The 19,416-nt window shown below is 63.7% G+C and carries 13 protein-coding genes; 12 read left to right on the forward strand and 1 reads right to left on the reverse strand.

The window, feature by feature from the left end:
* The first annotated feature begins 14 nt into the window (after nucleotides 1-14).
* The 12 genes from ACLFKU_RS19505 (at nucleotide 15) to ACLFKU_RS19560 (ending at nucleotide 17,817) form a co-directional block, all read left to right on the forward strand.
* Entirely contained in the window at nucleotides 15-3,155 is a 3,141-nt protein-coding gene (locus ACLFKU_RS19505; RefSeq protein WP_410850172.1) for an efflux RND transporter permease subunit, read from the forward strand.
* Nucleotides 3,152-6,466: an efflux RND transporter permease subunit gene (locus ACLFKU_RS19510; RefSeq protein ID WP_410850173.1), complete on the forward strand. Its 3,315-nt coding sequence runs from the start codon at nucleotides 3,152-3,154 to the stop codon at nucleotides 6,464-6,466. Before ACLFKU_RS19505 ends, ACLFKU_RS19510 begins: the two co-directional genes overlap by 4 nt.
* Nucleotides 6,463-8,076: an efflux transporter outer membrane subunit gene (locus ACLFKU_RS19515; RefSeq protein WP_410850174.1), complete on the forward strand. Its 1,614-nt coding sequence runs from the start codon at nucleotides 6,463-6,465 to the stop codon at nucleotides 8,074-8,076. Before ACLFKU_RS19510 ends, ACLFKU_RS19515 begins: the two co-directional genes overlap by 4 nt.
* Nucleotides 8,077-8,085: 9 nt before the next feature.
* Nucleotides 8,086-8,709 (forward strand): chromate transporter, encoded by a 624-nt coding sequence (locus ACLFKU_RS19520; RefSeq protein WP_368583109.1) that lies wholly within the window; start codon nucleotides 8,086-8,088, stop codon nucleotides 8,707-8,709.
* A gap of 43 nt (nucleotides 8,710-8,752) precedes the next feature.
* Entirely contained in the window at nucleotides 8,753-9,289 is a 537-nt protein-coding gene (locus ACLFKU_RS19525) for a chromate transporter (protein WP_410850175.1), read from the forward strand.
* 197 nt (nucleotides 9,290-9,486) lie between these two features.
* The gene (locus ACLFKU_RS19530; protein ID WP_176106902.1) at nucleotides 9,487-10,884 is read left to right on the forward strand and encodes a PLP-dependent aminotransferase family protein; all 1,398 of its coding nucleotides are present in this window, start codon (nucleotides 9,487-9,489) and stop codon (nucleotides 10,882-10,884) included.
* Between the two features lie 182 nt (nucleotides 10,885-11,066).
* On the forward strand, nucleotides 11,067-12,104 hold the full coding sequence (gene eutB / locus ACLFKU_RS19535; RefSeq protein ID WP_410850176.1) for a hydroxyectoine utilization dehydratase EutB: 1,038 nt from the start codon (nucleotides 11,067-11,069) through the stop codon (nucleotides 12,102-12,104).
* Nucleotides 12,101-13,105 carry a cyclodeaminase gene (locus ACLFKU_RS19540; protein ID WP_410850177.1) on the forward strand — a complete coding sequence of 335 codons (1,005 nt, stop codon included), beginning with the start codon at nucleotides 12,101-12,103 and terminating at the stop codon, nucleotides 13,103-13,105. The genes eutB and ACLFKU_RS19540 overlap by 4 nt, the downstream gene beginning before the upstream one ends.
* Before the next feature lie 53 nt (nucleotides 13,106-13,158).
* Nucleotides 13,159-14,184: a N(2)-acetyl-L-2,4-diaminobutanoate deacetylase DoeB gene (gene doeB, locus ACLFKU_RS19545; RefSeq protein ID WP_410850178.1), complete on the forward strand. Its 1,026-nt coding sequence runs from the start codon at nucleotides 13,159-13,161 to the stop codon at nucleotides 14,182-14,184.
* A 7-nt stretch (nucleotides 14,185-14,191) separates the two neighbouring features.
* Nucleotides 14,192-14,683: an Lrp/AsnC family transcriptional regulator gene (locus ACLFKU_RS19550; protein ID WP_368583099.1), complete on the forward strand. Its 492-nt coding sequence runs from the start codon at nucleotides 14,192-14,194 to the stop codon at nucleotides 14,681-14,683.
* Between the two features lie 168 nt (nucleotides 14,684-14,851).
* Nucleotides 14,852-16,375, forward strand: a complete 1,524-nt coding sequence (locus ACLFKU_RS19555) for an NAD-dependent succinate-semialdehyde dehydrogenase (protein WP_410850179.1) — start codon at nucleotides 14,852-14,854, stop codon at nucleotides 16,373-16,375.
* A 44-nt stretch (nucleotides 16,376-16,419) separates the two neighbouring features.
* Nucleotides 16,420-17,817 (forward strand): aspartate aminotransferase family protein, encoded by a 1,398-nt coding sequence (locus tag ACLFKU_RS19560; protein ID WP_018433302.1) that lies wholly within the window; start codon nucleotides 16,420-16,422, stop codon nucleotides 17,815-17,817.
* A 56-nt stretch (nucleotides 17,818-17,873) separates the two neighbouring features.
* Here the strand turns inward: ACLFKU_RS19560 and ACLFKU_RS19565 are convergent, their stop codons facing one another.
* Nucleotides 17,874-18,278 (reverse strand): hypothetical protein, encoded by a 405-nt coding sequence (locus ACLFKU_RS19565; RefSeq protein WP_368583093.1) that lies wholly within the window; start codon nucleotides 18,276-18,278, stop codon nucleotides 17,874-17,876.
* Nucleotides 18,279-19,416 lie beyond the last annotated feature (1,138 nt).

Raw genomic sequence — 19,416 nt, forward strand, 5'->3', positions numbered from 1 at the left:
GGGCCGCCGCGCCGATGAACATTTCCCGCCTGTTCATTCTTCGCCCGGTCGCGACGCTGCTGTTGATGATCGCGCTCGTGCTCATCGGTCTGATCGCGATGCGCGTGCTGCCGGTGTCGTCGCTGCCGAACGTCGACTATCCGACGATTCAGGTGCAGACCTTCTACCCGGGCGCGAGCCCGACGGTGATGGCGACCACCGTGACCGCGCCGCTCGAAGTGCAGCTCGGCGAGATTCCGGGCCTGCAGCAGATGACCTCGTACAGCTCGGACGGCGCGTCGGTGATCACGCTGCAGTTCGATCTGTCGCTGAACCTCGACATCGCCGAGCAGAACGTGCAGCAGGCGATCAACGCGGCGAACAGCTATCTGCCATCGGGCCTGCCGGCGCCGCCGACCTACGCGAAGGTCAATCCCGCTGACCAGCCCATTCTGACGCTCGCGGTCACGTCGAAGTCGATGTCGCTGACGCAGTTGGAAGACGTTGCCAACAACCGCCTCGGCACGAAGATCTCGGAGGTGTCAGGCGTCGGCGTCGTGACGACGAGCGGCGGCAACGTGCCCGCGATCCGCGTAGAAGCCGACCCGCACAAGCTCGCCGCCTACGGCCTCAATATCGACGATCTGCGCACGCTGCTCAGCTACGTGAACGTGAGCCAGCCGAAGGGCAATTTCGACGGCCCCGATCTCGACTACACGATCAACGGCAACGATCAGATCACCGACCCGAAGGACTATCTGGACACGGTGATCGCGTATCAGAACGGCTCGCCGGTCTACATGCGCGATGTGGCGCGCGTGAGCCAGGCCGCGCAGGACGTCGAGCGCGGCGCCTGGTACAACGGCTCGCCCGCGATCGTCCTGAACGTGCAGCGCCAGCCCGGCGCGAACGTCATCCAGACGGTCAATCAGATCATGAAGGTGCTGCCGCAGCTCGAATCGACGCTGCCGGCCGGCATGAAAGTGACGGTGGTGTCGGACAGTACCGGCGTGATTCGCGCGTCGGTCGCGGACGCCGCGTTCGAGCTGATTCTCGCGATCGTGCTGGTCGTCGCGGTGATCTTCGTGTTCCTGCGCAACGTGCCCGCCACCGTGATTCCGAGCATCTCGGTGCCGGTCTCGCTGATCGGCACACTCGCGGTGATGTACCAGCTCAACTATTCGATCGACAACCTGTCGCTGATGGCGTTGATCATCGCGACCGGCTTCGTCGTCGACGACTCGATCGTGATGATCGAGAACATCGTGCGCTATCTGGAAGAGGGCATGTCGCCGCTCGAAGCCGCGCTCGAAGGCGCGGGGCAGATCGGCTTCACGATTCTGTCGCTGACCATTTCGCTGATCGCGGTGCTGATTCCGCTGCTGTTCATGGGCGGCGTGATCGGGCGCCTGTTCAGCGAGTTCGCGGTGACGCTCGCGGTTACGATCGTGATTTCGGCGGTCGTGTCGCTGACGGTGGTGCCGATGCTGTGCGCGCGGATGCTGCGCGCGCAGGCCGAGCGGCATCCGAGCCGTTTCGAGCGCATCAGCGAGCGCCTGTTCGACAAGACGCTTGCCGCCTACGAGCGTGGCCTGCGCTGGGTGCTCGACCATCAGACGCTGACGCTGATGGTCGCAGTCGCCACCGTCGTGCTGACCGCCATCCTGTACGTGGTGATTCCGAAGGGCCTGTTTCCGGTGCAGGACGTCGGCGTGATTCAGGGCATCAGCGTCGCCGACAACTCGGTGTCGTACGCGGCGATGGTGAAGCGGCAGAGCGCGCTCGCCGATGCGGTCCTGAAGGACCCGGACGTGTTGTCGCTGACGTCGTACGTCGGCATCGACGGCACCAACGCGACGCTGAACAACGGCCGCTTCCTGATCAATCTGCGCGACAAGGATCAGCGTTCAGACAACGCACAGGAAATCGCGCGCCGGCTCGCGCAGGAAGTCGCGCATGTGCCGGGCGTGAAGCTTTTCATGCAGCCCGAGCAGGACCTGACGCTCGACACGACCGTGTCGCCGAACCAGTACAGCTTCGTGTTGCGCGGACCGAGCCAGCAAGCGTTCCAGAAGTACGTGCCGGAACTCGTCGCGCGTCTGAAGCAGATTCCGTCATTGTCCGACGTGCAGAGCGATCTCAATACCGACGGCCTCAGCGTGAATGTCGAAGTGAACCGGCAATTGGCCGCGCGCTTCGGCATCACGCCCGCGACGATCGACAACGCGCTGTACGACGCGCTCGGCCAGCGCATCGTGTCGACGATCTTCGAGCAGTCGAGCCAGTACCGCGTGATTCTGGTTGCGAAGCCGGAGTCGATGCCGACCGTGCAATCGATCGGCAATCTCTATCTGCCGAGCCAGACCAGCAGCACGGGTCAGGTGCCGCTGTCCGGCATCGCGAAGATCGAGATCAGGAAGGCGCCGCTCGTGATCAGTCACCTCGCGCAGTTTCCGTCGGTGACGGTGTCGTTCAATCTCGCGAAGGGCGCGTCGCTGAGCACCGCGGTCAAGGATATTCGCGAGGCCGAGCAGGCGATCGACCTGCCGCCGTCGATCACCTCGTCGCTGCAAGGCGCGACCGCGGCGTTCGAGGATTCGCTATCGAGCGAGGTCTATCTGCTGATCGCCGCGCTCGTTGCCGTGTATATCGTGCTCGGCGTGCTATACGAGAGCTTCATCCATCCGGTCACGATCCTGTCGACGCTGCCGTCGGCCGGCATCGGCGCATTGCTGTCGCTGATGCTCGCGGGGATGGATCTCGACGTGATCGGCATCATCGGTATCGTGCTGCTGATCGGCATCGTCAAGAAGAACGCGATCATGATGGTGGACTTCGCGCTCGACGCCGAACGCAATCACGGCAAGGCGCCGCGCGAGGCGATCTTCGAGGCGTCGCTGCTGCGTTTCCGCCCGATCCTGATGACGACGCTCGCCGCGATGCTCGGCGCACTGCCGATGCTGCTCGGCACCGGCACCGGTTCGGAACTGCGCCGCCCGCTCGGTCTCGCGATCATCGGCGGTCTGACGCTGAGCCAGGTGCTGACGCTGTTCACGACGCCGGTGATCTATCTGTTCTTCGACCGGATGGCTACGCGCGTGAACCGCTGGCGCGCCGAGCGCGCTAAGCGCAACGGCGGGCGCCCGCCGGAAGGCGGCGCGGAGGGCACGCGGTGAACATCCCGGCGATCTTCATCCGGCGACCGGTCGCGACGACGCTGCTCGCGATCGCGATCCTGATCTCCGGCACGCTCGCCTATTTCCGCATGCCGGTCGCGCCGCTGCCGAACATCGCGTTTCCGGTGATCGTCGTGCAGGCCAACATGGCCGGCGCGAGCCCGAACATCATGGCGTCGACGGTGGCCGAACCGCTCGAGCGGCGGCTCGCGACGATCGCCGATGTCGAGGAGCTGACCTCGATCAGCTACGTCGGCTCGTCGATGATCATCGTCGAGTTCGGATTGAAACGCGACATCAATGGCGCCGCGCGCGACGTCGAGGCGGCGATCCAGGCCGCGCGCGCCGATCTGCCCACCACGCTGCGCAGCAATCCGAGCTACCGCCAGTACAACCCGGCCGACGCGCCGATCGTGGTGCTGTCGCTGACCTCGGACACGCTGACCAAAGCGCAGCTCTACGACTCCGCCGATTCGGTGATCCAGCAGCAGTTGTCGCAGGTGCAGGGCGTCGGCCAGATCACGCTCGGCGGCGGCGCGTTGCCGAGCGTGCGCGTCGAGTTGCAGCCGGGCAAGCTCAATAGCTACGGCATCGGCATGGAAGACGTGCGCGCGGCGATCAGCGCGGCCAACGCCGACAGCGCGAAGGGGCATATCGACGTCGGCGATCGGCGCTACGTTGTCACGTCGAACGATCAGATCACGCACGCGGCGCCGTATCGCGATCTGGTGGTCGCGTATCGCGACGGCGCGCCGGTGAAGTTGCGCGACGTCGCCCAAGTGCGCGACTCGAACGAAAACATCCGCAATGCGGGGCTCTTCAACGGAAAGTCGGCGATTCTCGTGATCGTCTATCCGATGCCGGGCAGCAACGTGGTCCGCACCGTGCAGCAGATCCGCAACGTGCTGCCGGCGATCGAAGCGACGCTGCCGAGCAGCGTGCACGTGGAAGTCGCGATCGATCGCTCGCAGTCGGTCACGTCGTCGGTCGGCGATACCGAGCGCACACTGTTCATCGCGGTGCTGCTGGTGGTCGGCGTCGTGTTCATCTTCCTGCAGTCGCCGCGCGCGACGCTGATTCCGGCGGTCGCGTTGCCGCTGTCGATCGTCGGTACTTTCGGGCCGATGTATCTGCTCGGCTATAGCATCGACAACCTGTCGCTGATGGCGCTGACCATCGGCACCGGCTTCGTCGTCGACGACGCGGTCGTCGTGCTCGAAAACGTCGTGCGGCACATGGAGCTGGGGCTAAGTCCGAAAGAGGCCGCGGTGAAGGGCGCGGGCGAAGTCGGCTTCACGGTGATTTCGATGAGCCTGTCGCTGATCGCGGTGTTTCTGCCGATCATTCTGTTTCCGGGCATCGTCGGACTGATGTTTCATGAGTTCGCGATCACGCTGTCGATCGCGATCCTGATCTCGCTGGTGATCTCGCTGACGGTCACTCCCGCAATGTGCGCGTACGTGCTGAGCCGCGACAACGCCGGTCATTCGAAAGCGCGCTGGGCGCAGTGGGTGGAGCGGCAGTTCGATCGCTTCAAGGATGCCTACGCACGCTCGCTGACGGCCGTGCTCGATCATTCGCTGCTGGTGATCCTGCTGCTGTTCGCGCTGCTGGTCGGCAACGTGTTCATGCTGAAGCTGGTGCCCGCCACCTTCTTTCCCGAGCAGGACACCGGCATCGTGATCGGGCAGATCATCGCCGACCAGAGCATCTCGTTTACGGCGATGCAGAAGAAGCTCGCGCAGTTACAGTCGATCGTGCAGAGAGATCCGGCGGTTCAGTCGGTCGCGGGCTTTACCGGTGGGCGCGCGCTCAATACCGCGAACGTGTTCATCGAGTTGAAGCCGCTGTCGCAGCGCCACGCGACGGCCACCCAGGTCGTGAACCGCCTGCGTCCGAAGCTCGACGAAGTGTCGGGCGCGCGGCTCTTTCTGCAGGCGCAGCAGGATTTGCGCATCGGCGGGCGGCAATCGGCGGCCGAGTACCAGTACACGCTGACGAGCGACGATTCCGCCGCATTGTTCGCGTGGACGCCGAAGCTCGTCGCCGCGTTGTCGAAGGAGCGCGGGCGGCTGCTCGACGTGAACTCCGACTTGCAGCAGAACGGCCTGCAAACCTACCTGACGATCAATCGTGCAACCGCCGCGCGCTTTGGCTTCGCGCCGAACCAGATCGACAATGTGCTGTACGACGCATTCGGCCAGCGCACCGTGTCGACGATCTATAACCCATTGAACCAGTACTTCGTCGTGATGGAAGTCGCGCCCGAGTACTGGCAGTATCCAGAGACGCTGAGCCAGATCTATCTGAGCACGTCCGCGGGCAATCCGACCGGCACGGCCGCGACGCAGATGCCGCACGGCACGGTGTCCGCGGCGACTAGCGCGACCACGGCCAGCGCATCGTCGAACACGAATTCGCGCAACTCGGACGCGCAGTCGAACGCGACCAACAACAGCATCGCCAACAGCAAGGGCGGCAGCTCGACCGGCAGCGCGGATAGTACGGCGGCCGAAACGATGGTGCCGCTTTCGGTGCTGACGTCGTACAAAAACAGCCATACGTCGACGCAGGTGAACCACCAGAGCGGGCTCGTCGCCGCGACGATCTCGTTCAATCTGCCGGCCGGCGGGTCGCTGAGCCAGGCCGGCGCCGCGATCAACGAAACGATCCGCGACATCGGCATGCCCGCGAGCATTCACGGCTCGTTCGCGGGCGCGGCGGCGGCCTATTCGCAATCGATGGGCGTGGTGCCGCTGCTGATTCTCGCGGCGCTAGGCGTCGTCTACATCGTGCTCGGCGTGCTGTACGAAAGCTCGATCCACCCGCTGACGATCCTGTCGACGCTGCCGTCCGCGGGCATCGGCGCAACGCTCGCGCTGCTGATCTTCGGCACGCCGTTCTCGGTGATCGCGATGATCGGCATCATCCTGCTGATCGGCATCGTCAAGAAGAACGGCATCATGATGGTCGACGTCGCGATCCAGTTGCAGCGCCAGGAGCGGATGCCCGCGCGCGACGCGATCCACGCGGCCGCGCTGATCCGTCTGCGGCCGATCATGATGACGACGTTCGCGGCCGTGCTCGGCGCGGTGCCGCTCGCAATCGGCATCGGCCAGGGCGGCTCGCTGCGCCAGCCGCTCGGTATCACCGTGATGGGCGGGCTGGTCCTCAGCCAGATGTTCACGCTCTATACGACGCCGGTGATTTATCTGTATCTCGACCGTCTGCGCGCACGGCTGGTCAGATGGTCCGCGGGGCTGCGCTGGAACCGCGACGCGACGCCGGGACAACCGGATACGAAGGCATGACGATGAAGATTTCTTCTCAACGAATGACGGGGCCGAGCGCCGGGTTGCCGGGCGTCGCGACGCTCGCCGTCGCGCTGCTCGCGCTGTTCAACTCAGGCTGCATGGTCGGCCCGGACTATCACCGGCCGCAGGTCAGCGTGCCCGCCACGTACTCGGAGCTACCGGGCTGGACCCAGGCCGAGCCGAACGCGACCGGCCCGAAGGGCACGTGGTGGACCTCATTCAACGATCCGCTGATCGACGAACTCGAACCGCTGGTCGCGGTGTCGAACCAGACCGTGCGCGCGGACTACGCGAACTACCAGCAAGCGCTCGCCGAAGTGCGCGCCGCGCATGCGGCGCTGTTCCCGACGATCGGCGCGACCGGCTCGGCGACGCGCGAGCGCGCGGGCAGCGGTTCGGTCAGTGCAGCGGGAAGCTTCGTCAATGGTACGTCGACGCGCATCGTCAATTCGGGTTCGCTGGAAGGCAACGTGAGCTGGGCGCCGGACCTGTGGGGCCAGGTACGCCGCACCGTCGAGGAAAACGCCGCGAGCGCGCAGTCGAGCGAAGCGACGCTCGCGAATGCGACGCTCTCCGAGCAGGTCGCGCTCGCCACCGCGATCATCGAATTGCGCACCAGCGACGCGAACATCGACCTGCTGCAGCAAACGGTCGTCGCGTATCAGCATGCTCTCGACGTCGTTACCGAGCAGGATCGCGCAGGCACGATTCCGCCGAGCGACGTGATCACCGCGCGCAGCCAGTTGAATACCGCGAAGTCCAATCTGATCGCGCTCGGCGTCGCGCGCGCGCAGCAAGCCCATGCGATTGCGGTGCTGGTCGGCAAGAACCCGGAGGAGCTGTCGATCACGCATAGCACCGCGATGCCGGCGCTGCCGTCGGTGCCGGTCGGCGTGCCGTCGACGCTGCTCGAACGCCGGCCCGACATCGCCGCCGCCGAGCGCAAGATGGCCGCGCAGAATGCGGCGATCGGCGTCCAGGTGGCTGCGTATTACCCGGACATCTCGCTCTCGGCCGCGGCGGGTTTCACGCAGTCGCCGCTGTCCGGTCTGCTGAAGGTCGCGAATTACGTGTGGTCGCTGGGCGGCAGCGCGACCCAGACGCTGTTCGACGGCGGCCTGCGCAGCGCCGACGTCGACGCGGCGAAGGCGGCCTACGACTCGGCCGTTGCCAACTATCGCGGCACGGTGCTGGGCGCGTTCCAGAACGTCGAGGACGATCTGTCCGGCCTGCGCATTCTCGCCGAGCAGGCGGTCGTGCTCGAAACGGCGGTGCGCGACGCGGACCGTGGCGCGGAGATCGCGTTCAACGAGTACCAGGCGGGCACCGTCGATTACACCACGGTCGCGACCGCGCAAGCGACGCAACTGACCACGCGGCAGACTGCGCTGAACGTGCAGGAATCGCGCTTGCTGCACGCGGCGTCGTTGTTTGGCGATCTGGGCGGCGGGTGGTCGGCGGATGAGCTGCATGATCCGCGGCATCCGGCGGCTGCTTTAGCAGCTTCCTCGCCTGCGGCCGCGTCTGTTCCATCGGCTACGTCACCGGCGACGTCTGCGGCTATCATGCCGGGTGCGCGGCAAGCGCGGCACGACCAAAACGACTAGGGACGAGCATTGGCCAAAGGCATCCACGGGCACCACGTCGGCGACCCGGTATCGACACATGAAGGCGACGCGCCACGCCAAACACCGCCTCGCGAAGTGACCTCGCTGGGCCTCTTTCTGATCTTCGCTCGCATCGGTCTGACGAGTTTCGGCGGCGGCCTGAGCGGCTGGTTCATGCGCGAGTTCGTGCACGACCGGCACTGGATGAGCGAAGACGAATTTCTCAACGGCCTCGCGTTGTCGCAGGCTCTGCCCGGCGTCAACGTGAAGAATCTGGCGATCTGGATCGGCTACCGGCTGCTCGGCTGGCGCGGCGCCGTCGCGGGATTCTGCGGCATCATTTTTCCGGCGGCCGTCGTGATCATTCTGCTCGGCGCGTTCTTCTCGGCGATCGCGTCGTTTCCGCTCACGCATATCGCGCTCGCCGGCGCCGCGGCCGGTGCGATCGGGCTGTCGCTGTCGATGGCGATCACCGCCGCGCGCCGGCTGCCGCGCCGCGCGTTTCCCTATCTGGTGCTGCTCGCGACGTTCGCGGCCGCCGCGGTGTTTCGCGTGTCGCTGGTGTGGACCGTGCTGATCGCCGGCGCGTTGAGCGTTGGCTATGAATACGTGCGCGAGGCGCGCGAGCCCTGATCGGCTTTGGTCGTCACAAGTCAAACTCACTAAAGATTCCGCTGTGCTCAGAACTCTTATCGCGCTGTTTTCGGTTTTCGCGCCGTTGTCGGTCGTCACCGTCGGTGGCGGGCAGGGGATCATCCCCGAAGTGCAGCGCCAGGTCGTCGACGTGCATCACTGGATGACCCATGCGCAATTTCTCAGCGACTTCGCGATCGCGCGGCTCGCGCCCGGTCCCGGCTCATTGCTCGCGACGCTGATCGGCTATCAGGTCGGCGGCGTCGGCGGCGCGCTCGTCGCGACCGTCGCGCTATTCGGTTCGACTGTGTTTCTGATGTATGGCGTCGTGCACATCTGGAATCGGCACGAAGGCGCACGCTGGCTGAATGCGTTGCAGGCTGGATTGCGCCCCGTGGCCGCAGGGCTGATTCTCGCGGCCGTTTATGTGCTGATCAAAGACCTCGAAGGCGGATGGATTGCGTGGCTCACCGCGGCCATCGCGACGGTGCTCGTGATGAGGACGCGTATCAATGCATTGGTGCTGATCGCGGGAGGGGCGATCGTGTTCGTGCTGGTGCATTTTGTGGGGTTGCTGTAGCGCGCGGTGTGGCGACGGTGCGCGTGAAACTCTGATCGGACCCACACGAGACAACTTCGCTATCCAGCCCCACATTTTTTCGCCCCAATTGCTCTAGGACAATTATTTTCTGCCCCGTTTTTGCCTCACTATGGGAGATCAGGCAAGACGACACGACTTCGAACGGAGCCGGCGTCGCGATAAACGGAGGAGCAACGGTGATCGAGCAATGGCGCGAGGCCGTGCGCGCGGTGCACGGCGTGGAATCGAAATACAAGCGGCTGGTCAAGGCGATTGCCGGCGACATCGAGAATACGTCGCTGCCGCCGGGCGCGCGCCTGCCGCCGCAGCGCGACGTCGCCGCCGAACTCGCGATCAGCGTGCAGACCGTGACCAATGCGTACAAGGAACTGGAGCGGCAAGGGCTGATCCGCTGCGAGGTGGGGCGCGGCAGCTTCGTCGCGGCGCGCGTCACCGAAACGATGTCGAGCTACATGCTCGATACGGCCGAGCGCTCGGTGGTCGACTTTTCGATCGCGCGCATCATTCACACGTCCGAGCACGATGCGATGTGGCGCAAGGTCTGCGCGACGCTGTCGACGCTCGACGATCAGCCGTGGATTCGCGCGTTCCGGCCGATCGCGGGCTTCGAGCATCATCGCCAGGCGGGCATTGCGTGGCTCGCGTCGCTCGGCATGCCGGCTTCGGCCGATACGCTGCTCGTCACGAATGGCGCCGCGCACGGCATCTTTCTCGCGCTCGCTTCGCTGGTGGGCCCGGGCGATACCGTGCTGTGCGAAAGCCTGACGGATCACGGCGTGATAGGTTCGGCCAACGTGCTCGGCTTCACGCTGAAGGGCCTCGAAATCGACGAGTACGGCATACACCCCGAACACTTCGAGGAGATGTGCGACAGCGAGCGTATCTCGGCGCTCGTCTGCACGCCGACGCTGAACAATCCGACCGTCGCGTTGATGCCCGATTCGCGGCGTCGCGCGATTGCGAAAATCGCCGAACGCTATGGCGTCTACGTGATCGAGGACGACGTCTACGGCCCGTTGCCCGCCAAACATTCCACGCCGATTTCGAGCCTCATTCCAGATCTCTCGTTCTATTGCACGAGCTTGACGAAGTCGGTGATGGCCGGTTTGCGCATCGGCTATATGACGACGCCACGCCGGCTCGCACTGCGCGCCGAGAGCGTGCTGCGCGTGAGCAGCTGGATGGCGACGCCGCCGATGGCTGAGATCGCCACGCGCTGGATCGTCGACGGCACGGCCGCGCGGCTCGTCGAAATTCAGCGTGAACGGCTCGGGCGGCGTCAGGCGCAATTGCAGCAGACGCTCGGTAAATATGTCCTGGGCGCGCACCCGCAGGCGCTGTCGGCATGGTTGCGGGTGCCCGATCACTGGCGCACCGACCGGCTGGTGCGCGAGCTGCGCAACCGCGACATCGCGGTGACGTCGCCCGATCCATTCCTCGTGCGCGACGCGGACCGGCCTAATGCGGTGCGCGTTTGCGTCGGCGCCGAGGTTAGCGAAGACACCTATAAAGCCGCGCTCGAAACGATGCACGATGTGTTCGAGCAATACCCGCAGGTGCACGATTTCACCTGATCGCACGGGTGCGCGAATTGCGTGCGCGCTGACCGAAATGAACTAGGACAATAAAAATCCTTTTTTAGAACACTAGACTGGGCTGCATGGAAAGCGATGCGGCCGCGAATCACTGCGTTTATCTGCGACAGCCGTGCCCGCATCGAATAGCGAATCGACCACTTTGATGCAGGGCCTCGCGCATGTCCGTTCCACCGTCAGCCGATCTGTCGTTAGCCGACATTTACCGCGCGCGCAGCCGTATCGACGGCCGCGTGTGCCGTACGCCGCTCGTCGAATCACCGAGCCTGTCGGCGCACGCCGGCACGCCGGTCTATCTGAAGCTCGAAACCGTGCAGCCGACCGGCAGCTTCAAGCTGCGCGGCGCGACCAATGCGCTCGCGCAACTGGCCGACGAAGGCTGCACTCGCGTGGTGACCGCATCGACCGGTAATCATGGCCGCGCGGTCGCGCATGCGGCGCGCGCGATGGGTATCGACGCAACCGTGTGTCTGTCGCGCCTCGTGCCCGCCAACAAGGTCGATGCGGTGCGCGCACTCGGCGCGCATGTACGGATTACCGGCCAAAGCCAGGACGAGGCGGAGCACGAAGCATTGCGACTCGCGCGCGAAGAAGGTTATGCCTACGTCCCGCCATTCGACGACCCGCGCGTGATCGCCGGACAAGGGACGATCGGGCTCGAAATCGTCGAGGCGTTGCCCGATGTCGCGAACATCGTCGTGCCGTTGTCCGGCGGCGGGCTGTTTGCAGGCATCGCGCTCGCCGCGAAAAGCACGAGTGCCACGATCGGTTTGACCGGCGTGACGATGGCGCGCGGCGCCGCGATGCACGCGAGTCTAGCGGTCGGTCAGCCGGTGCTGGTCGAGGAAGTCGATACGCTCGCCGATTCGCTCGGCGGTGGTATCGGACTCGAAAACCGCTACACGTATGCGCTGACGCGCGATCTGATCGATGAAACCGTGCTGCTGGATGAGGCGTCGATCGCGCGCGGTATCGCGCATGCGTATCGGCAGGAACGGCTCGTCGTCGAAGGCGCGGCGGCGGTGGGGATTGCCGCGGTGCTCGATCGCGCGCTGCCCGCTGAGCGCATCGCGCGCGGGCCGCTCGTGCTCGTCGTGACGGGCGCGAACATCGATATGGATCTGCATCGGCGGATCGTCGGCAACGAAAACTCGCAAGCCCTACCGTCACAGAACCCACATACCGCATCGGCATCATGACCTCGATCACGCTCCTTGGCGAAGCCGAGCTTCGCAAACTCGTGCCGCTCGATCTCGCGGCCATCGACCAGATCGAAGCGGCCTTTGTCGCGCTCGCGACCGAAGCGGTTGCGATGCCGCCGATCCTGCGGCTCGATCTGCCCGCGCATAACGGCGAAGTCGACGTGAAGACCGCATGGTTGCCGCGCCTCGACAGCTTCGCGATCAAGGTGAGTCCGGGCTTTTTCGATAACCCGTCGCTTGGTTTGCCGAGCCTGAACGGCCTGATGCTGGTGCTGTCGGCGAAGACCGGATTGACCGAAGCGGTGCTGCTCGACAACGGCTATCTGACCGCGATACGCACGGCGGCCGCCGGCGCGGTCGCGGCGCGCTGGCTCGCGAAAGCGCACACGCCGCGCGTCGCGGTGATCGGCGCGGGCGAGCAGGCGCGCCTGCAATTGCGGGCCCTGATGCTGGTGCGCCGCGTCGAACACGTACGCGTGTGGGCGCGCGACGCGGCGAGCGCGCTACGTTTCTCCGCCGAAGTGAACAACACGCTCGGCGTGCGCTGCGACGTCGCGGCCAGCGTTCACGACGCGCTCGCCGAAGCGGACGTCGCGATCACGACGACGCCGAGCCGCACGCCGCTCATCGAAGCCGCCGATCTGCATCCGGGCCTGCACATCACCGCGATGGGCTCGGACGCCGAACACAAGAACGAAATCGCGCCGGCGGCGCTCGCGGCAGCGCGCTACGTGTGCGACCGCGCGCAGCAAACGCGCGTGCTCGGCGAACTGCATCACGCGCTCGCCGCGGGCACGATGCGTGCCGATGCGGCGATCGTCGAATTGGGTCAGGTGATCGCGAAACAGGCGGCGGGCCGCACGAGCGACGCCGACGTGACGATCTGCGATCTGACCGGAACCGGCGCGCAGGACACCGCGATTGCCGCGCTCGCCTTGCAGCGCGCGCGTGCCGCGAAGGCGGGAACGACATTTGGCAACGGCGCGCCGCTGCAATGACGCGCGATCAACGGTAAAACGCCGCACAAGCGGCTCACGAAGGAGTAGCACAGATGCGGGCATCCCCGATTCAACCGACGGTCGATTTCAACGCCGACGGCGAACAGCATGGTTTCCTGAAGCTGCCTCATTCTCACGACGTCTCCGCGTGGGGCGCGGAGATGATCCCCATCACCGTGATCCGTAACGGCGAGGGACCGACCGCACTGCTAACGGGCGGCAACCACGGCGACGAATACGAAGGGCCGATCGCGCTGTCGAAGCTCGCCGCCACCTTGAAGGCGAGAGACGTACGCGGGCGCGTGATCATCGTGCCCTTCATGAATTTCCCGGCGTTTCGCGCGGGCACGCGCACGTCGCCGATCGATCGCGGCAATCTGAATCGCAGTTTTCCGGGCAAGCCGGACGGCACCGTGACCGAGAAGATCGCCGATTATTTTCAGCGCTATCTGCTGCCGCTCGCCGACTATGTGCTCGATCTGCACGCGGGTGGCCGCACGCTCGACTTCGTGCCGTTCGCCGCGATTCACGTACTGCCCGATGCGACGCAGCAGGCCCGCTGCGAAGCGGCGATGCGCGCGTTCGGCGCGCCGTACTCGATGCGAATGCTCGAACTCGATAGCGTCGGCCTTTACGACACGGCCGTCGAGGAAGCCGGCAAGGTGTTCGTGTCGACCGAGCTTGGCGGCGGGGGCACGGCAACGGTGCAGAGCGTGGCGATCACCGAGCGTGGTGTGCGCGGCTTTCTGCAGCATGCGGGCATCATCGCGCAGGATGAATCGAGCCGTCACGCACCACGCACGACCACGCTGCTCGATATGCCCGATGGCACCTGCTACACGACGAGCGAGCACGATGGTCTGCTCGAATTGTGCAAGGACCTCGGCGAGATGGTCGATAACGGCGAGGTGATCGCGCGGGTCTACGATGCGAATCGCACCGGCGCCGCGCCGGTCGAATATCGCGCGCGACGCGCGGGCATGCTGGCCGCGCGGCATTTTCCGGGGCTCGTGCGGATCGGCGATACGGTTGCGGTGGTCGCCGACGTGCTCGAACGTGGCATACCGGTAACGGTCTGAACGCGCGATGAAATTCGACCGCTACGATCTCGCGATTCTGCGCATTCTCGCGCGCGACGGACGCATCACGAAGTCGCGCCTCGCCGAGGAAATCAATCTGTCGATTTCGCCGGCATGGGAGCGCGTGAAGCGCCTCGAAGAAGAGGGCGTGATTCGCGGGTATCGCGCGGATATCGATTGGGTGCGCGCGTTCAAGGGCAGCCGCGTGGTGGTCGAGGTCACACTCGCGCGTCATACCGCGCCGGACATGCGGCGCTTCGAGGAGCGCATCGCGGCCGCGCCGGAAGTCGTGCAATGCCTCGCGACGGGCGGCGGCGTCGACTATGTGATGCACGTGCTGTCGCGCGATATCGACCACTATCAGCGCTTCATCGATGCGTTGCTCACCGACGAATTGGGCATCGAAAAGTACTTCACCTATATCGTCACGAAGGTAGTGAAAAGCGGCGCCGAAGGACTGCCTGATTGGGCGGAACAATCGATTGGCGAGAACGGTTGAATGGCGCGGTAAATGCGGTCGAAACACGGTCAAAAGTCCCGCCCGAAAAAACATCAATCACACGGCGAATTGCAGAAAAAACGCGGTCTTCCAACCGCGACAACAAAAAAATCCGCAGTGCCTCAGGACCTACAGTGATAGCAGAAACATCGCACACAGGAGGTCGTCATGTTGCTGGGTCATCCGGTCCTATTCAAATCGCTGTGCTACGTGGATGGACGCTGGGTTCATAGCGCGAGCGCCGCGAGCGTCGCAGTGCAGAATCCCGCGAATCAGGAAGTACTCGGCCATGTGCCGATGCTCGATGCGGCGCAGATTACCGCAGCGGTCGATGCCGCGCAGCGCGCGTTCGACACGTGGCGCTGGGTGCCGGTCGCCAAACGTTCGGCGCTGCTATTGCGCTGGCATGAGCTGATCCTGCGTCATCAGCAGGATCTCGCTGCGATTCTGTCGCTCGAACAGGGCAAGCCGCTTGCCGAAGCGCGCGGCGAAATCGCGTATGGCGCGAGCTTCGTCGAATGGTTCGCGCATGAAGTGCGGCGTTTGAATGGACGCACGATTCCGACGCATATCGATGGCGCGCATCTTGGCACGATCATCGAGCCGGTCGGTGTCGCCGCACTGATCACGCCGTGGAATTTCCCGTGCGCGATGCTCACGCGCAAGGCCGCTGCCGCGCTCGCCGCAGGTTGCACGGTGGTCGCAAAGCCCGCGCACGAGACGCCGTTCTCCGCGCTCGCGCTCGCGCAACTCGCCGAAGAAGCGGGCTTTCCGGCGGGCGTGTTCAACGTCGTGCTCGGCGAGCCGCAAATGGCGATGGAAACGCTGGTTTCGGATAGCCGCGTGCGCTCGGTCAGCTTCACCGGTTCGACGCGCGTCGGTGCGCTGGTGATGCAAACGGCCGCGCAGGCAGGCATCAAGAAGACCGCGCTAGAACTGGGCGGCAACGCGCCTTTCATCGTGACGGAAGATGCGGACCTCGCACAGGCCGTGCGCGTCGCGGTCGCGGCGAAGTTCCAGACCTCGGGCCAGGACTGCTGCGCGGCGAACCGGATTTTCGTCGCGCGTCCTTTGTATGAAGCATTCGTTGCGCGATACAGCGATGCCGTGAAGGCGTTGAAAGTGGGCAGCGCATTCGACCCGCACGTGGATGTGGGCCCGCTGATGCACCAGGCCGCGTTCGACTCGACCGTGCAGCGCGTCGCCGACGCGCGTGAGAAAGGTGCGCGCATCACGGTAGGCGGCGCGGCGCACGAGCGCGGCGGCTGGTTCTTCGAGCCGACCGTGGTGGCCGATGCTGCGCCCGGCATGCGCATTTATGACGAAGAGAACTTCGCGCCGATCTCGGCGGTCTCGCCGTTCGATTCGCTCGACGAAGTGGTCGAACGCGCGAACGACACCGAGTACGGACTCGCCGCCTACGTCTGCGCGAAAGATCTGAACACCGTGTTTCAACTGATCCGCCGGCTCGACTTCGCAATGGTGTCCATCAACGGCGCGAAGTTTACCGGCGCGCCGATTCCGTTCGGCGGCATCAAGTCGTCGGGGCTTGGACGCGAAGGCGGCGTCGAAGGCTTCGAGCCGTTCGTCGAGACACGTTATTTCTGCCTTGGCCAGCTCGGCTTGCCGGTCAGCGACAGCGCCCCCGCTCGTGCCGCGGCACACGCGATGGCGACGGACGCAACGGCCTGAACCTACTGATTCATTCATCGAGACATCACACGAAGGAGCGACCCATGACTAAATTCGATCAACTGCTGAGCGCCGATCGCGCGCACTTCATGCATCCGTCGACGCACGCGCACGATCACGCGAGCGGCGCACTGCCGGGCCGGATCGTGACCGGCGCGAAAGGCATCCGTATCGAGGACCATCAAGGCAAGTCGTTTATCGATGCATTTGCCGGCCTTTACTGCGTGAACATCGGCTACGGCCGCACCGAAGTGGCGGACGCGATTTACGAGCAGGCGAAGAAGCTCGCTTATTACCACACCTATGTCGGCCACTCGACCGATACGATCATCGAGCTGTCGTCGCGCATCATCGACTGGTCGCCGAAGGGCATGAAGAAGGTGTACTACGGCCTGTCGGGTTCGGACGCGAACGAAACGCAGATCAAGCTCGTCTGGTACTACAACAACGTGAAGGGCCGCCCGAACAAGAAGAAGATCATTTCGCGCGACCGCGGCTATCACGGCTCGGGTATCGTCACCGGCAGTCTCACGGGCTTGCCGAGCTTCCATCAGTTCTTCGATCTGCCGGTCGAGCGCGTCAAGCACACCGTGTGTCCGCACTGGTATCGTCGCGCGCCGGCGGGCATGAACGAAACGCAGTTCGTCGCGTATTGCGTCGACGAACTCGAAAAGCTGATCGCGCGTGAAGGCGCCGATACGATCGCGGCCTTCATCGGCGAACCGGTGATGGGCACGGGCGGCATCGTACCGCCGCCGGCCGGTTACTGGCCCGCGATCCAGCAGGTCCTGAAGAAGCACGACATTCTGCTGATCTGCGACGAGGTGGTGTGCGGTTTCGGCCGGCTCGGCTCGAAGATGGGCGCGCAGCACTACGGCATTCAGCCGGATCTGATCACCGTCGCGAAGGGTTTGACGAGTGCGTATGCGCCGCTGTCGGGCGTGATCGTCAGCGAAGGCGTGTGGGATGTGATCGATAAGGCATCGCAGGAATCGGGCGCGCTGGGGCATGGCTGGACGTATTCGGGCCATCCGATCTGTGCGGCCGCGGCGCTCGCCAACCTCGACATTCTGGAGCGCGAGAACCTGACGCAGAATGCGGCGCAAACCGGCGCTTATCTGCTCCAGCAATTGCATGCGGCGTTCGACTCACATCCGCTCGTCGGCGAAGTGCGCGGCGAGGGCATGCTGGCCGCGCTGGAGTTCATGGCCGACAAGGATCTTCGCACGCCGTTCGATGCGGCGCTGAAGGTCGGGCCGCGGGTGTCGGCTGCGGCGATGCAGCGTGGACTGATCGCGCGGGCGATGCCGCATGGCGACATTCTCGGCTTTGCGCCGCCGCTGGTGACATCGCGCAGTGATGTGGACGAGATTGTGAAGCTGACGCGCGAGGCGGTGGATGAGGTGGCGTCGCAGGTGTTTGCGCCGGCTGCTTCGCTTTGATGAACTGAGGTGTGAGAAAGCCCCGGCTGCTGGGATGTGGTAGGTGGTCGGGGCTTTTATTTACTTCGGGCGGAATTGATGTCAGGCGGTTCAATTTCGATAGAATCCAAGGTTTCGCTGACCGATCGTGTTTCGCGCAGATCACCGCCCACGATTTCGTGCCGGTGTCTGTCGAGAAATCGGATCTTCGTGTCGATTATCAACGTAACTGGGACGTCACCGTGGGAGCTATGCCACACGGCTTGAAATTTATACGGTCCCATCCGAGCGCCGCCCATATGCGGCATTGTCGCGCTACCTATCCTGTTTCCCCATCCCGTATCCGTAACTGAAAAGTTTTCAGTTATGAACTGTTCCAATTCAGCGCGCGCCTTGAGCATTGGAACAATGTCGCCGTGAAAACTGACCGATCCATCCGCATAAGCGGTCGGAATCAATAGCGCTCCGACGAGCGTAGCCATAAATCTTTGAGCACAGATCCTTTTATTCACGATTCAAGATCTAGAAGATCTGGAAGAGCATGCCTTTAAATCTATGCCGTGCTTTAGTCCTCCCGGAACGGACTCCGGTTGCCCTTGTTCCGCAGGTCCTACCGTCACGCTATTGATATGCTCTTCAATGCGGACTGCCTTAGGCAAATTTCCATTGACCTTCCTGCCGCGCGAGTCGATGAAATCTATCCGCGTGTTTATCGTCAGAACTACTGGTTTTGAACCTGAATTCCCGCGCCAGTTTGCCCACATCGAATAAGGCCCGATTCTGGAACCCCCTAAAGCTTTCGATTGAACGTCTCCAATTCGCGTTCCCATTGGATCGCTGACGATATCGAAGTTGCAGAGAACGAGTTCTCTTAAGTCTGCGCTCTGATTTAATAGCGGCATGATAGATGAATCAAAATCGACTGAACCCGTACCATCTAGCGCGAAAGTAGTCAGCGGGAGACACAACAGGAGCGGAAGCAGTCTTTTCATTTCATAGCCCAGAAAATTTGACCCGGCGAGAGCCGACAGCGTTGTGACGATGCATTGGCACGCTCCTCCTCGGATGGCGGCGGCTTCGCGCCGCCTTGTCACTGACGGCTATAGGTACATGGACCCGCATCAGAACCGCTGGAAATTGTGCTTGCTCGGCAAGATGCTGCTTCGTAGCGACCGCTTCTTTGATTGAAGCGAAACTGGGTTGTGTAACACGTTATCGCCGTACAAGCCGTCTCTGCGATGTCTCGCATTCCATCATGCTCCACTTGCAAGATCTGAAAAACATCAGCGTTTCCTTCATGCAGGATACGCCCGTTAGAAACAAGCCAGTGCTGGAATTGATGGGCGCCATAGAAAGGTGCGAAATATGGGTCCAAGGTGGGCCGCACGAATCGGATTTCCCGCCCCCTAAGGCTAATTGGGACGGTCTTCCATACGAGCCTTGTGCTTGGGTCCTTCGGTATCTCGCTCGCTTGTGCATAGCCAGTTAAATCCTGCGCTCGCTCTTCATGTTTCATCAATGCGCTTGCGAACGCATGAGTGACGTGATCCCATCCGCTCGTTGGGTCTTCAGTTCGATTCTCGAACAAGATTTCTGAGGCAACTGTATGACCAGCCGTAA

Source organism: Paraburkholderia sp. EG304, from assembly GCF_046543485.1.
Taxonomy (GTDB): Bacteria; Pseudomonadota; Gammaproteobacteria; order Burkholderiales; family Burkholderiaceae; genus Paraburkholderia; species Paraburkholderia youngii.